The sequence below is a fragment of the Acinetobacter sp. 24-47-67 genome, from assembly GCF_056779735.1.
In genome coordinates, this window is the sequence record NZ_JBWYIK010000007.1 from 22,344 (window position 1) to 38,511 (window position 16,168).

Here is a 16,168-nt window from a genome sequence, read left to right on the forward strand (position 1 = left end):
TTATCATCAATATTATCCACAAGATAAATTAATGATTAATAATAAATTCATTTAAATATTCATGCTATTTTGCTGTTTTTATCCTCAGCAAAATAGCCCAATATTGCATCTAATCTTAGAATAAATTCTGAACTAGGACGCCAATAATTAAATCCATATTGGTCAGTGCCATTCATCCCACGTAAATATAAATAACTGGCACCACCAAGATCTCGATCGATGTTGTAGTCATCAATATGAATACTTAAATAGCGATGTAATGCCACCAAATATAGGGCTGCTTGTAGCCAATAACTTGCATGCGTCATGCTCAGCTGAATAGCTTGAGCTGAATAGTCTTCCACATGATTTCCGAGATAATTACTCTTATAGTCGGCAATGTGATAGCGCATCCCATCATAATAAACCAAGTCAATTGAACCATTGAGGTAACGTGCTGAATTTGCAGCATTGAATTCGGGCATATTAAACCCAAACTCTAAAAATAATTGCTGAATACGCTGAATACCAAATATTCGGTCTGCTAAAGCCAAATAGAATGGAAATTCAGCCAAATGTGCTTCAGGTACTAATTGTTTGAGTCGAAATTCAGGTTGAATAGGTGTCTCTAAAACCTCTGCTAACCATTCAGCCATCATTTCTAAAAGATGTTGCTCGGCATCATGATGTTGAGGAAAATCTGATTGAAATTTAGCGAATAATAGCTCCCATAAACCTGAATAGGCATTTTTAAAACGGCGGCGAATTTCTAATGTCCAATCTCGGCGATCTTGAAAATCGATATGTTCAAAAATTTCATGTAGGAAATTTCCAGCTAATGTTCCCATCGGAAAATGAGCACGAATCCAACTCAAAGGTTGTTGATGATCCAAATCCTCAAATTGATATGGAGTCACGAGCGTCACAGTATTGACCTCATCACTCGCATGATGTTCGATCATATCTTGAGCCGCCATACGATCTTTAATTTGTTGATGACTCAAATGTTGTGCGAGATAACTAAAACTGGTTTTGGCTCTAGGATAAAAATGAACTTGAGGATATTTCTGCGCAATCATTTGAACAGTATGATGTTCTTTTTTTGCGATTATTTTCTCAGGGCATTTCTCTAAACATGGCTCATCTAAACTGAAAGCATGCTGAAATTGGTTCGCACCATGACCACGCCAATACGCCAAACCATAAATAGATTGCCCTTTTTGATCACTCATCATTGCATAAACGCGGTGTTGTGCTCGAGTTAAGGCCACATACCATAATCGTCGATGCTCTGCCAAAGCACGTTGGTCATGTTGCTCAACCTCTAATGGTTCCAATAATTCTTCACGCTTTAACGCCACGACACGTTGTGCGACGGACTTTCCAGTTACATGATCCTGCACTTCACGAATTGAAAAGTTAAGTTCGCTTCGATCTGACAGTTTACGATCTGCGCCAAGCAAGAATACAATCTTAAACTCCAATCCTTTAGATTGGTGAATAGTTAAAAGTTGAACGCCTGCTTGATTACTCAATTGTCTTTCAATTTCCCACTCTCTTTCCATCGGATTTGAAAGCTGTCGCATATACCAATGATAAAGGGTATGCATACCTCTTAACTCATCACTGTTTTGGCTCAACAACTCTGAAATGTGTCGCAGATTGACCACTTCGCGTTCATTGTCATAGCTGAATTGCTCAACCAAGTTTGTCCAAACTTTGAATTCTGTGAGGAAACTTTGCCATGCTGTTAAAAAGCCTTGGCCCATCCACATTTCACGAATTTCTTCAAATTTCGTGATAAATAAACTTAAGCCATCTGCTTGAATTTGAAGTTGCAAAAAGCGATGTAAATTAAAACCCATCAATCGTGTAAGTAAAGCTCTCTTTAATTTAGCTTCATCAAATGGATTCATGATCGCTGCCAAAATTGCACCAACATCTCGAGCAATTCCACTTTTGAAGACACTTTTTCGTGAAGGTCGATTCACAGGAATGCCTAACATCAATAAGTGATGATGAACTTTTTCTAAATCAGGATTGTTACGAGACAAAACCGCAATATCATCTGCCTGAAGTTCAATACGTTGCCCCTGCTTTTTGAAATATAGCTGACTTTGGGCAGCCTGATTGAGCAAATCCCGTATCTTCCAAGCAACCTGCTCTAACTCGTGTTCCTTATCATTTACTTGAACCCAACGAAGCGGAGCATAATTTTCTAAACCGGATTGGATCAATAATGGATGCGATCGAGTACCTGCTGTAACAGGCGTATATTCAACTTGTTCACCAAAATCCATTTGTTGTTGAAACAAAGCATCGACGACTTCGACCAATGGTTTCACTGAGCGATGATTATGCACAAGTTGGTAAAAACGCCCTGCTTTAGTTTCAACATCTTGATATGCTTTTAGGAACGTGAGCATGTCTCCACCGCGGAAACCGTAGATCGCTTGCTTACGGTCTCCCACCATAATCATACAACCCTGCTTCACACGACTTGGATGTCTCCAAATCTGCGCCAACATATCATCTTGATCTTGGTTGGTATCCTGAAACTCATCCACTAAAATAAGTGGGTAACGCGCGTGAACGTACTTTGCAAACTCCTGACCTTGCGCTCCCTGCAGTGCTTCGGCCAAAGTTCGAATTTGCTGTGAAAATGTGGTTTCTGATTTTTGCTGTAACAACTCTGGCAAACGTTGTTTTACTTGTTGTGCTAAATAATATTGTAAATAACTCTCCAAATGCTCGAGTTGTTGATTGAGCTTGTCAAACTGTTTAAAAAACTCAGCAAGTTCAACAATAATAGGATGTTGCTCAAATGCCGCCAAAACATCGACGGGACATTTATTGAGAACTTTTTTTCTTAATTCATTCAACTGAGTAAGATGAGTGCTGAGATGCGACGCAAAAATGACTTCAATGCCTTGGGATTTAACTTGATCAAGGAATTCAGGCAACAACTGCGTGAGTGTAATTTTTAATTTATCTTGATCGCGCCACTTCTTTGCGACTACAGCATAATACTGCCCTTCAGTATCATAAAAGTCTGTTAATGAATCTAGCGTTTCAAGCTCGATCTGTATGAAGCGCTCTGCATGAGTTCTGAAAGCGTCTACATCTATGGTCGGCGCTGGCACTGCTTTGAAATAAGCAGAGGAAAAATTCAAACTCGTTTCAATTAAATCGATATAAGCATCTTGTGACTTAATTTTTTTCTTAAGCAGCAAATAATCTACAGTTGATTGAGGCTGCTGTTGAATCCATGCCCGTAATTCATCATGAATTAACTGAACCGTATATTGTTTTGCATCATTGGTGATTTGCATTCGTTCAATTTTACCGCTCTCAAATGCAAATTCACGAAGAAGCTTTTGGCTAAAGCTATCCAAGGTCCCAACAAAGAGCTCTTCAAGCTGATCTATTACCAGTTTTAAACGTGCACACGCATATGCAATCAAGCCAGAAAATTGATTTAAAATCACTTGATATAAAATATCTGATTCTAATTTTGCACGCGCTTGAACTTGATCTTGAGTTAACTCACGACATGACTCTAAAAGTCCGAGTACCTCGATTAAACGTGCACGAATTCGACTTTTCAATTCAGCCGCTGCTTTGCGTGTAAATGTCGTCGCAATAATCTGCTTTGGTAAATATTCTTCTAATAAAATTCTGACCATGAGGCTGGAGAGCGTATACGTTTTTCCAGTCCCCGCAGAAGCCTCAATCCAATGCAATCCAGTGAAATGCATATCCACAATTGGATGATATGAGACTATAGGCTTTTGACTCATATTTCAGCCTCCGATTGATACATATATATCGGCTGATATAAGACATAAGCAAACTGATCACACGCTTGTTTTAATAGGTGCTCAGCATCTAAATCTTGTAAAATATACTGCCAATCTCGGTGCAAATGACTTTCTTCGCTGTCATTTAAACTATAACTCAGAAAGGCATCGCTTTTATTCCACTCATTTAATAGCTTATCGAAGTTGTTTAACTGCTGATGACCCTCTTCATCAGTGACCCATTCTAATGCTTTTCCATCTACCGCAAGTTTCATCAGCAATGCTGCAGGTAAAACGAGAGGCTCTATCTGAGCTTGTTTATATGCATGAATCCATTGGGAAAGCATATCCTTAGCTTGTTTCGTCGTCACGCCAGTACACATGATGGTTTTATCGCTAAAGATTTGGATGCGCTGCATTTCAGTTGCAAGGTGATCTGGTAAGTCTCGATAACTTAACCAAAATAAGTATTCTAACCACACATGTGCTCGTCGTTGTGCGCGTGCACTGGATGTTGAAACACTCACCCAACTCGTCTCATCCCCTTGAGGAACGGTCACTTGAAGATGTATATCATCTATTGCTATGACGCGCTGAGTGATTTTGGTCGGCTCATCAATATAGTACTTTTGCCTTTTTAATAACTGCTGATGTTCTAACAGACTCATTTTCAAACTGACTTCTTGTAATTTACCGACAGGAAGCTGGTCACTGAGTAATTCAGTCTGAAGCTTCGAAACATTAGGCTGCTGTTGTAAAAAGTCACGAATAGAGTATCGCGCCAATCCATCTAATAACAACGGCTCATTCACCTCAGGTAAATCCTGATCCTTTAAATTAGATACGCCTACGGTTTTTAAATAAAGACGCGCAGGAAAACAAATATCTTTGATCCATTGTTCAGCATCCAAGACCATGATGTCCTGATTCAATTCAAGCGTGGTATTAATCCAAGCCTCTCTATGACCACGTTGATCCTGACGATTGAGGTTAGAAGCCACGGCATACCATTCATCTTCATAGCGCTGATGCTGTTGCTGAAAACCATCAGGATCAAAGGGTTGCAAAGGATGTACCGTGTAGAGTGTGCTCAAATTCTGATGAACTTGAATGCCATCAATATCAATGAGAGGATTCGAGGAAGATTGATCTGATGTTTTTATGATCCACGCGAGATGTTGGAGTAATTCCTGAACACTACTCGATGGATCTCGTACTTCACCATCGGCTACATCAAAACCATTATAGAATAGCCAGAGATTATCTTTGGCCAATAACAAAGCGTCTAAAAAAGCACCTTGATCATCGTCCAAACGTGATCGATCACCAATCATTGGCTTGAGTAAATCCATTAAATCAAAAGGTAAATGACTCTCCCGATTTGGAAACTTCCCCCCATCTAAATTCATCATGACGATTAACTTATACGGTATTGGCCGAATCAAACCAATTTGACTAAATGTAATTTGTCCAGTTGGCAATGCATAATCAAGTTGCGATTCAAGGGTGCTTTGGATTTCAGTCAGAATATAGCTCAAAGGCAAACGTATGTTTTTAAGAATGGCTTGATCATGTTCTTCATAGAAATTTGCCAGCGTTAGCATTCTTATTTGCTTTTGAATAATCTCTTTAATCATCTCTAACGAGCTTACACCAGCGCTTTCAAACTCATTAACTTCTAAAATTAAACGATTGAGCCAAAATTCAACATGCTCTGACGTCTCTTGTTCACTTTCGATTTCAATCGTCGTGAGCCAATCTCGACGCTCTGTAAAGTGCTTATATATTTCAATGAGCGTGGCGATTAAGTGAAAATCACCCGAGCCCACTAGATGAGAACTTAAGGTCTCCTGAAACATCGCATGAACTGGAACAGCCACACCCAGCGCCAAACGATCTAAGGCATACTTAAAACTAAACCGATAGTCTTGATCATACTCCGCCAATGTTTTTTGCAGATGTTGTTTATCCAAACCTCGTCGAAATCCCGCTTGTCTTAACAAAAATAAGATGCGCTCAGTCCCGTTAATGTCTAAGCAATATCTCACTTGGGTCGCTGCTAAGTTCAACCAATCAGCAAAATCATCAATGGTAAATCGACTTTGTATCAGTTCAATTCGCCCTAACACTGAACGCCATGCAAATACTGTATCTAACTGCGTGATACCAGCTAGCTTTACTGGCAGATAAACACCTGTTGCAGTATTTTTTTGCGGAAACACACTCCGTATCAAAGGCTCAATTTGTTTCAGATCAGGCGCAAGAACTAAAATATCACTCGGACGGCGTGGTGCTTCTGCTGTTGACTGAGCAAGCCATCGGGTCAATTGATCTTTTAAGACTTCAAGCTGTCGTACAGCGGAATGACAAACATGAATGTGGATTGAATCGTCTGCTGGATCTAATACATAACTTTGAGCTTGAGGTTCAACCAAATGTAAAATATCTGATTGCAATTGGCTCAGTAAATGCTGCGGTGCTTCATCCACAAAAGCATCTATCCATTGCCCCTCATCACCCGAGGAAAGGTTAGACAACAGAGAAAAGTGATCACGTGCCTGCTTGCCCATTCGTGTTAATAAGGGATGTCTGGACTCACGTGCCAGCCCATTAAAGCTCAGACTAAAATTCTCAAAAAACTGCTCAATTTCATTATCAGCTGGTTTTCTTTGATGCTTTTGCTGAAACTTTTCGATATATCGCTCTTTAAGCTTTAAGTCATATTGTTTTTTCCAATTCGGATCGACACTATCCGCCCAATATTCTTGTGAGGGATTGTAATGCAAAATCAACACATCAATGTACTGACCCAAACGGCGCAAAAACTGTAATTGACTTGGTGGTAAATCCAAGAGTGTAAAAACGATCAGTTGCTGTGGTAGTTTTTTGAGGGCTATTTTCTGTTGCTGTTCATCACGAAGTACAGCCCAAAAATCATGATCAATACTTTGCATTTCAACAAAGTCTTCATGAAAAATATTGAGCCATAACCAACGTTGCCAAGCCTCTAATTGTTGTGCCTGCGAAAATTTAAAACTGGAAGCTTGATCGTTTAAATATTGTAATTGTTGTTCAATATTGAGTGCTTCATTACGCCCCCATACCTGAATCCAATTTTCAGGACAACGACAATCATATTCACATGCTCGGCGACAATCTGCTCGATAAATCATGTAATTGCTGAACAATTTTGACACTTGATCAGACACCCAATACAACATGCTCATTTTTTTTCGATATTGTTCATTTGACTGTTCAATACGTGCTGCGCTGTCATAGATACGTGTGATTAATGGGAATAAAGGATGTTCAACCTCAAGCTGATTATGCGCACGCTGTATAAAAGGTTTGAGTGCTTGGAAAATACGCCACTTCATAATCAGACGTGGAATATTCGCTTTACGTACTTTATCTTTGTCACTCAAAATTTGCTGGTAGGCATACCATTGAAAGCCACGAATACGTTGATGGAAAAATGTATTTGCACTGATGCCTTGGTGCTCAGATAACCGTTGGGTTAACCACTCTTGCATTGCCGCAGAAGGCACCACAAAATGTTGTTGCTGTAGGACTGCAAATGGGTTGTTCGTGGGACGCTTTTGAGTCGTGATGATGCCTTGTACCAAAACTTCAATGCGCTGACTTTGAATTACATGAATTCCCATAAGGTCCCTTTCACCATACAACGAACACGTTATGAAGTTGTGTGAACAAAATCATAAACATAAATTACTATACATCTTAATCTGACTATGTCACTTTTACTTTATGACTTTAATAAAACTTTCATCTCGCGCTATGTTCATCATGTGATGGATCGAGAACCATAGACTTTGATTAGGTGATAAATAAATGAAAATTGATAAAATTCCAGAAACAATCGACCCAAATTTAAATTTAGAACAAATTCGAGATGAATGTCTTGATCTCGTCAAAAAACGCTCTTATGTTTCAGCAGGTGTTGCTGTCATTCCAGTGCCCTTTTTAGATGTTGTGATTGACGTAGGTATGTTGTCAATTTTAATTCCAGAAATTAATGCTCGCTTTGGCTTAGCTCCTGAACAAATCAGCGTCTTTGATCCTCAAACCAAAAAAATCCATTGGAACGAACTACGCAAACGCGGTTTCGAGTTTTCTGGTCTAGTCGTGGCTCGTACTGCCGCTAAAGCTTCGCTGAACAATATGGCAGCCAAAGTGTTGACCAAGCAAGTGACTAAGTTTATTCCATTGGGCGGTTCAATTATTGCAGCTAGCTTGGGTTATATTGTCATGAAAAAAGTGGCTGAGGCTCATGTTGAAGAAAGCTATAAACTTGCCAAAAGCATTCAACAAAAACAACAAGCAAATGTTGTGAAATACGCTTAACCCATAAAACCTTAGACGTATAAATAAAGCCCTGTAAGGGCTTTATTTATATCTCTCACCAGTTCTACACATCTACTTTTAATTGTTTCAAAATTGCCTTCAAAATTTCAAGGCGTGCAGTATATTTATCATTGGTAGCAATGATATACCACGGCGCATCTTCGGTATTTGTTCGATGGAGCATGTCTGCTGCAGCCAATAAATAATCATCCCAACGTTTGCGATTACGCCAATCTTCAGCCGTAATTTTAAAACGCTTATGCGGTGTTTCCTCTCGTGCTTTGAAACGATTGGCTTGCTCTTCTTGACTGATGGCCAACCAAAACTTAATAACGACTGTTTGCGTATCTACTAGATCTTTTTCAAAGCGATTAATCTCATCATATGCACGTTTCCACTCTACATCCGTTGCAAAACCTTCAACTCTTTCCACCAATACACGACCGTACCAAGAACGATCGAAAATCGAGATTTTTTCATCTTCAAGCAGTTTATTCCAAAAACGCCAGAGATAAGGCCGCGCCAATTCATACTTTTCGGGCGCAGAAATGTTATAAATTCCATATTCTCTTGGATCGAGCTTTTTCACAATACGCTTGATCGCACCACCTTTACCTGCGGCATCCATCCCCTCAAAAACGATCACCGTTTTTTGTCCTTCTGCGCGTAATGCTTCAGCGACCTTCTTGGTCAGTTTCTTGAGTTCAGCCTTATACTGATCTTTTTCAAGTACTGCTTCATTGGGGGACGTTAAAATTTCTGGGATATCCGCTTGATGCCATTTTTGGCGCATTTTTTGAGGATGATTTGGCAAATCTTTCAGTCGCGCTAATACAACTTCTGCGAATTTCTGATCACGACATACTTCATCTTCACAATCGATAATGACCCAGTCTTGGGTAAATTTTTGACGCAATCGTTGTACATTTTCATATTGTTTTTTATTGCGCCAATCCAGCCCATGCAATTTATGCCAACGCTGCTCCGAAGGTTCAATTTTATCTAAACGCTTCTGTAATGATTTCCACGATAAATCAAACCAAACTTTCACGACATCAACATGATTATTTTTTAAATCCTGCTCAAAACTTTGCATTTGCTGCAAATAATTTTCGAACATGGTTTCATCAAATGGTTGTGAAACATGTAAGGATGTGGCTAAGAGATCACTATACCAATTCCCAAACATGACGATCATTTGCCCTTCAGCAGGAATATAACGTGCATAAGGTTGCCAATATGGGATATTTGGCTGAATAAGATGAGGAGGGTCAGCTTTGACTTTCAAATATCGTGGATCGACCCATTCTCTTAATTGCTTAACCGATTCTCCTTTACCTGCTAACTCGATGCCACTTACCAACACCACTAAGCTTTTGGCATTTTTTTTACCGCGTGTATCTTTGAGTACATATTGTGCTTCAATTAAGTCCAAATTGATCTGATCTGCATCAAATGTTTTGTTCTTATCTTCGGGTTGATCAGTATTTTTATCAGATTGTTGTTTTGGTTCAGACATAGCCCACTCAAAATTATTGTATTTTCGACAGTATACTCAAGGAACAGTATCAACTTAAATCTTCAGGTACAATTTATTGCAATTGTCTTTTCATCCATGACTGACCTGAAAGGTTTTATTTTAGATTTCAACAGTCATAGTCGAGCGCAATCCAACCTATTATGCTTTTTTCAGTCCTTTTAATTGAGCTAGAACATGTCCAAACTTGCTGCATTAGATCAACTTTTAGAACAATACAAACAACTCAATTATCATCAGGATCCGGCACTTAAACAAAGGTTAAATGGTGCTCAAAATTGGCTAAAACAGCGCATACTTCACACACATGCTGAGTTATTCGCTGAAGATAAAAATAAGCTGATGGCTCAATATTTTATTAACCGTCTTTATGGTGGCCCAGAATTTGATGACCTAGCATTGCAAATCGAACGTTTACTAAAATACGCACACAAAGCTGAAAAAATCATTCCAGAAAATGCCATTAAAACCGGATTAAAGTCTGTAGGACTAGCGGTCTTGGCAATGCAATTGGATGAACAAGTTGCACAGTATTTACTCCAACATTATCCAAAAGACCAACCCATTACTGATGAAATGATGCGTGAAACTCTAGTGGCTTTAGATCAAGAGCAAGCGCGCCATGAACAACTCAATCTGTTGGATGAGCTCGGTCTGAGTCTGGACAAATACATGCGTTCATTCATCATGCACACAGCGTTTAAAATGTGTAAAGGTGCAGCAAGCAAATATAATTTTGAACTGATGTATGACTTTATTGGTGAAGGCTTTGTCGCTATGAAACCAATGAAATCGGCTGCCACCTTCATTCGGAGTTTTACTGAAAAAGAGCGAATCATTGTAAATAATGTCCACACAGGGAAAGAAAATCCCTTCCAAATCGCTTAATTAAAATTCATCAGCCAAGATTCTGATCAGCCAAAAAAGCGTAAAAGCGTCTGGTCAGAATATCGAAAATAAAAGAACATCTTCTCATTTCATGGATGAAACTTCGCTTTAATTCTGTATATTATTCATATCAATTGCATAATCTAGACTGAAAAAAACTGAAGAATCTGTCATTATGCAGTTTAATTCAGATTTAATATTATTTGTGTTCAGGAGTGACTCGAATGTCTAATGAAAATCAACAGCCTCATGCTCAGGTTGAGCCGGCAAATAATAAAGACAACGTGAGTCCTTTTTTAACAGATCCATTACCAACTGGCGCACCTCAAGGTCAGCAACAATCGCTACAAGAGCAACTGACAGATACGCCAGTACATTCTTCAGTGCCGAAATATAATTTGCCACGTGGTGCGAATACTGGAAACGTTGGACCAACGACACACTTCGGTTATAAAACCGTAAATTCTGAAGAGAAAGCGCAAAAAGTCGCTGAAGTTTTCCATTCAGTTGCCGCGAAATACGACATTATGAATGACTTAATGTCATTTGGTATTCATCGTTTGTGGAAACGTTTTGCCATTAATATGTCTGGCGTTCGCCGTGGGCAACGCGTTTTAGATATCGCTGGTGGTACTGGTGATTTAGCGAAAGTATTTAGCCGTGAAGTTGGTCCTACTGGGCATGTTGTATTATCTGATATTAATGAATCCATGCTGAATGTAGGTCGCGACCGTCTGATCGACGCGGGTTGTACCAACGTTGATTTTGTACTGGCGAATGCTGAAACCCTCGAGCCTTTCGAAGACAACAGTTTTGATTTACTCACCATCAGTTTTGGTCTACGTAATGTAACAGACAAAGATGCAGCGCTTGCAGCAATGTATCGTGTACTTAAACCAGGTGGTCGCTTACTTGTATTAGAGTTTTCAAAACCAGTGTTTGAGCCTTTCTCAAAACTCTATGATTTGTACTCATTCACTGCTTTACCAATCATGGGTAAAATTGTGGCAAATGATGCTGAAAGCTATAAATATCTTGCTGAATCAATTCGTATGCACCCAGATCAACGCACATTGAAAAGCATGATGGAAAATGCGGGCTTCCAAAACTGCGATTATCACAATTTAACAGGTGGTATTGTTGCAGTTCACCGTGGTTTTAAACTCTAACCGCAGGTAGCACTTCGTCATGTGGTCAATCTTAGCACTGGGTGCAGTTGAAAAAACCATACATCATTGGATTAATTTGGATGCGATTACTCGTATCCAATTTAACCAGTTACAAGGGAAAATGCTTCGTGTTGTGATTGATACACCACAACTTTCCGTTGATGTGTTTTTTGATGAAAATAAAGTTCGTTTAGAACCAACAGTAACAGGTCATAGCACTCAACCCTCTATTTTCGAACAGCGGCCTTGGGAGCAAGCTCACACGATTACTGAAGCAGATTCCACATTGCATGTTAATAATGTGGTCGACTTGTGCAAACTATTTCTAGCAGATGACATTGGCAATATCCCCGTTCAAGGTGACTATCGCCTTCTGCAAGACATTCAAAAAATTATACAAAATGCTGAGCCAGACCTCGCTTCGCAATTGAGTGATTGGATCGGACCTAATCTTGCAAGTCAAATCGGCAAGGTTCAATTAGCACCACAACATTTAATTAAGTCACTTCAATCTCATCTTTTTTTTGCGGAAGACTTTTTAAAAGAAGATACCGGACTATTCGCACCACGTTGGCAAATGGACGATCTTCTCCACGGAACTCGCCAGCTTAATCAAGATATTGATCGACTAGAAGCAAAAATTCAGCTTTTAAAATCAAAATTTAACCCTTCGTAGATTTCAGGTAATTGCATATATGATTCCGCACATTAGACGTTTAATCGAACTTTGGCGTATAGCTGCGCACTATAGACTCGACACGTTGGTTCCTGCGGAAGATATTCCTGCAAGGGTTCGCCCCCTGCTGAATCTTATACGTTTGCATCCTGCTGCACTTTCTAGTCGAGAACGTAAAAATCCTTTAAAGCTTAAAGAAGCTTTAGAAGAAATGGGGCCACTCGCAATTAAATTAGGGCAGCTCCTCTCTACGCGTCGCGATCTAATTCCACCAGAAATATTACAACAATTGGTGTTATTACAAGATCGTGTTAAACCTTTCGATCTTGGAGTGGCTAAGCAAAGAATTCAAGATTCGCTTAAAGCAGATGTTTCCACATTATTTGCGCGCTTCGATGATAAGCCGCTAGCTGCTGCTTCAATTGCTCAAGTACATACCGCTGCTCTTCACGATGGGCGTGAAGTTGTCGTGAAAGTAACTCGCCCGAATATACGTGCTCAAATTATTCAAGATTTTGAAATTTTAGAATGGCTTGGTCACTATTTAGAAAAAAGGCTAGAAGCTGCCCGTGCTTTACATCTATCAGAAATTATTCAAGATTATCGTCAAATCATTTTAAATGAACTCGATTTGACTCTTGAAGCCGAAAATACACGACGTATGCGCCATTATTTTACTGGCTCAAGCATGATGTATGTGCCTGAAGTATATATGGATAGTCCGGATGTAATGGTGGCAGAGCGTATCACTGGTGTGCCTATCTCAGATACTGCGACCTTTGATCGTTTAGGAATGAATCGTGCAGACTTAGCAGAAAAAGGCTTAACAATCTTTTTTACTCAAGTGTTTCGCGATAATTTTTTCCATGCAGATATGCATCCGGGTAATGTTTTCGTAGAAACGATTAATCCGCAAAACCCAAGATTTATTGCGCTCGATTGCGCCATCATGGGCGAGCTTTCCAAGCAAGATCAAATGACGATAGCACGTATGTTGCTGGCAGTCATGAACAGTGATTTTATGCAATTGATTCAGATTGTGCATCAAGCAGGTTGGATTCCACCAGGCACGGATCAAGATGCTTTAGCACGTGAAATGCGTCGTACAGTAGGACCTATGGTTTCGAAACCGATGCATGAGTTAGATTTCGCAGGCATATTGATCCAAGTGATGGACATCGCTCGACGTTTTCATTTAGAAATTCCACCGCAACTGATGTTATTGCTTAAAACCTTAGTACATGTTGAAGGCTTAGGTACAGACCTTTATCCTGAATTAGATATTTGGAAGTTAGCAAAGCCAATTCTAACGGATTGGGTTAAAGCCCAAATGAACCCTCAAAAAAATATTAAAGAATTAGGACAAAAAATTCCCGACTTATTATTAGGTGCTCAGGATTTACCAACTTTACTGATTGACAGTCTTAACGGTTTAAAAAATCAGTCTGCATGGCATGCTAAACAATTGAATGAACTTCAAACGCTGCGCTTACAAATGGAGCATCAGCAAAAGCGTAGTTGGATTTTCGGAAGTGTAATCGCAATTCTGCTCTCAATTGCTGTGATCGCACCATGGTTTATCTCCATGATTTTAATTGTATTGGCATCCTTTATTGCCATTTGGCGTATGGTGAAATAAGTTCACTATCTCATGTCAAAACTTACTACTTCAATAGGTTTTAGTCGCTGAATTGCTTATGACACATATCCTCAAGAACACTCAACCTTGCTTGAATATTCATGTAGGTTATAAAGCAAAAAAGATCATTCAAGAACAAGGTCTACAAGCCAGTGCGGTTGATTTTGTTCCTGGAGCAGCAGGTGGTCCCAAAGGTATTGGAATTCAAGGATTGGACCAAGCTGTTTTTGGTGAGTTCTTTGCTCAAGCACCCAAAAAACGGACTTTAATTGGCTCATCCATTGGGAGTTGGCGTTTTGCAAGTATTGCAGCGCATGGTGCACAAGCAGGCACATCCAAATTAGCAGACTTATATACCCATCTTGAATTTCGACCTAAGATGAATATTATTGAAGTTGGAGACGTCTGTCGCGGCATGCTTAAAGCCCTCCTTCAAGGTAAAACCAATCAAATTATTGATCATCCCGACTACCATCTGGCTATTTTGGCAGTAAAGTCATCGAAAAAATTTCAAAGTGATCACCCTCTTATGCTTGCCCGTGCAGTCGCTGGCATTATCGGTCTCAATACTTTTTCGAGAGCTAAAATTGGGCACTTCATGCAACGTACAATTGCCCAACCACACAACGCTTCACGACTTTCACTCATCAAAAATGAATTCGAACACCTTGATTATGCGTTGACTGAAAAAAATTTAGAAGATTGGTTAATGGCATCTGCATCCATTCCATTTGTGATGCCGGCGGTCAGAAATATCGAAGGTGCAGATGTCGCTGCTTATCGTGATGGCGGGCTAATCGATTATCATATTGATCTACCTTTACCGAGTCATGGGATTGTCCTATACCCTCATTTTACAGATCAAATAACACCAGGTTGGTTCGATAAGTTCCTCAAAAAACGTAGATCTAATGCTGAATATCAAGCACGAACCGTATTGATTTCACCCTCTGAGTCTTATTTAAGATCACTTCCTTTAGGACGTCTTCCTGATCGCAAAGATTTCACACTGAAAGGGCTTGATCAAAAAAAACGAATCGAGCTTTGGAAACAGTCTGTAGCTGAAAGTCAACGATTAGGGGATGCATTCCTAGAAATGATCCATAAGCAAAACTTTGAAGAATACATGCAAGATCTTAAATAAATTAATTTCTACTCTCCCCTACAAAGATTTATTCGCTTAAACTAATGACCTACAATTTTGTAGTGTCTCATTTAATTCTGGTGAAATCCTTATGAACAATACGCAATGGCTCGATGAAGTAAAATTTAACGAACAAGGTTTAATCCCTGCCATTGCTCAGCATCATCAAACAGGTCGAGTGTTGATGGTGGCTTGGATGAATCGTGAGTCTTTGGCACTTACAGCAGAAAAAAATCAAGCTGTTTACTACTCTCGTTCACGCAGCAAATTGTGGCATAAAGGCGAAGAATCAGGTCACTTCCAAACTGTGCATGAAATTCGTTTAGATTGTGATGCTGATGTGATCGTTCTTCAAATTGAGCAACATGGTGGCATTGCTTGCCATACGGGACGTGAATCATGTTTTTATCGCCGCTTAACATCAAACGGTTGGGAAATTGTAGACGCTCAATTGAAAGATCCGAACCAAATTTATGGCGAAAAGTCTGAGAATGCGCATAGTAAAGTGATGAATGCATCAACAGCTCAAGCTGAGCAAGTCGATGTATTACATTATCTTGGTCAAATGATGGCAGAACGTAAATCTGCAGATCCTGACTCTTCTTATGTGGCAAAGCTTTATCATAAAGGTCTCAATAAAATACTTGAAAAAATTGGTGAAGAAAGTTTTGAAACGGTAATAGCTGCTAAAGATTTCAAACAAGAAGCGACGCTGGATCACCAAAATGATTTAATTTATGAAGTTGCTGATGTTTGGTTCCATACCATAGTGATGCTGGGTTACTTCGATCTTGATATTCAACTCGTTTTAAATGAGCTTGCACGACGTCAGGGTCTGTCAGGACTTGTTGAAAAAGCAAATCGCACGCATTAATTTACTCTTTAAAGCCATGTTCAAACATGGCTTTTTTATTTAATTCGGCTTTTTAAGTCGCCGAAGACTCCCCATCCAAAAAGAAGAAGATTGAACT

General features: G+C 39.5%; 10 protein-coding genes. 7 read left to right on the plus strand and 3 right to left on the minus strand.

Features of this window, described 5'->3' with window-relative positions; all coding sequences use genetic code 11:
• Nucleotides 1–59 precede the first annotated feature (59 nt).
• Together AC1M9K_RS09595 and AC1M9K_RS09600 are read right to left on the minus strand one after the other, a co-directional pair.
• Entirely contained in the window at nucleotides 60–3,779 is a 3,720-nt protein-coding gene (locus AC1M9K_RS09595; protein WP_481589135.1) for a UvrD-helicase domain-containing protein, read from the minus strand.
• The gene (locus AC1M9K_RS09600) at nucleotides 3,776–7,444 is read right to left on the minus strand and encodes an exodeoxyribonuclease V subunit gamma (protein WP_481589136.1); all 3,669 of its coding nucleotides are present in this window, start codon (nucleotides 7,442–7,444) and stop codon (nucleotides 3,776–3,778) included. The genes AC1M9K_RS09595 and AC1M9K_RS09600 overlap by 4 nt, the downstream gene beginning before the upstream one ends.
• 187 nt (nucleotides 7,445–7,631) lie before the next feature.
• On the opposite strand from AC1M9K_RS09600, the gene AC1M9K_RS09605 reads away from it, so the two are divergent.
• Complete coding sequence (locus AC1M9K_RS09605; protein ID WP_092767239.1) at nucleotides 7,632–8,144, plus strand: hypothetical protein; 513 nt, start codon at nucleotides 7,632–7,634, stop codon at nucleotides 8,142–8,144.
• Between the two features lie 64 nt (nucleotides 8,145–8,208).
• Here AC1M9K_RS09605 and pap read toward each other — a convergent pair whose 3' ends face one another.
• Nucleotides 8,209–9,663 carry a polyphosphate:AMP phosphotransferase gene (gene pap / locus AC1M9K_RS09610; protein ID WP_481589137.1) on the minus strand — a complete coding sequence of 485 codons (1,455 nt, stop codon included), beginning with the start codon at nucleotides 9,661–9,663 and terminating at the stop codon, nucleotides 8,209–8,211.
• Nucleotides 9,664–9,858: 195 nt separating this feature from the next.
• On the opposite strand from pap, the gene AC1M9K_RS09615 reads away from it, so the two are divergent.
• The 6 genes from AC1M9K_RS09615 to hisIE all read left to right on the plus strand — a co-directional run bounded on the left by AC1M9K_RS09615 (nucleotide 9,859) and on the right by hisIE (nucleotide 16,071).
• Complete coding sequence (locus AC1M9K_RS09615; RefSeq protein WP_481589138.1) at nucleotides 9,859–10,569, plus strand: DUF8198 family protein; 711 nt, start codon at nucleotides 9,859–9,861, stop codon at nucleotides 10,567–10,569.
• A gap of 224 nt (nucleotides 10,570–10,793) precedes the next feature.
• Nucleotides 10,794–11,738, plus strand: a complete 945-nt coding sequence (gene ubiE, locus AC1M9K_RS09620; RefSeq protein WP_035264034.1) for a bifunctional demethylmenaquinone methyltransferase/2-methoxy-6-polyprenyl-1,4-benzoquinol methylase UbiE — start codon at nucleotides 10,794–10,796, stop codon at nucleotides 11,736–11,738.
• Nucleotides 11,739–11,757: 19 nt separating this feature from the next.
• A complete protein-coding gene (locus AC1M9K_RS09625; protein ID WP_481589139.1) occupies nucleotides 11,758–12,414 on the plus strand; it encodes a ubiquinone biosynthesis accessory factor UbiJ in 657 nt (218 codons plus the stop codon).
• Nucleotides 12,415–12,433: 19 nt separating this feature from the next.
• Entirely contained in the window at nucleotides 12,434–14,053 is a 1,620-nt protein-coding gene (locus AC1M9K_RS09630) for an ABC1 kinase family protein (RefSeq protein WP_481589140.1), read from the plus strand.
• 58 nt (nucleotides 14,054–14,111) lie between these two features.
• Nucleotides 14,112–15,197 (plus strand): patatin-like phospholipase family protein, encoded by a 1,086-nt coding sequence (locus tag AC1M9K_RS09635; RefSeq protein ID WP_481589141.1) that lies wholly within the window; start codon nucleotides 14,112–14,114, stop codon nucleotides 15,195–15,197.
• A gap of 91 nt (nucleotides 15,198–15,288) precedes the next feature.
• A complete protein-coding gene (hisIE, locus tag AC1M9K_RS09640) occupies nucleotides 15,289–16,071 on the plus strand; it encodes a bifunctional phosphoribosyl-AMP cyclohydrolase/phosphoribosyl-ATP diphosphatase HisIE (RefSeq protein ID WP_092767251.1) in 783 nt (260 codons plus the stop codon).
• Nucleotides 16,072–16,168: the final 97 nt, after the last annotated feature.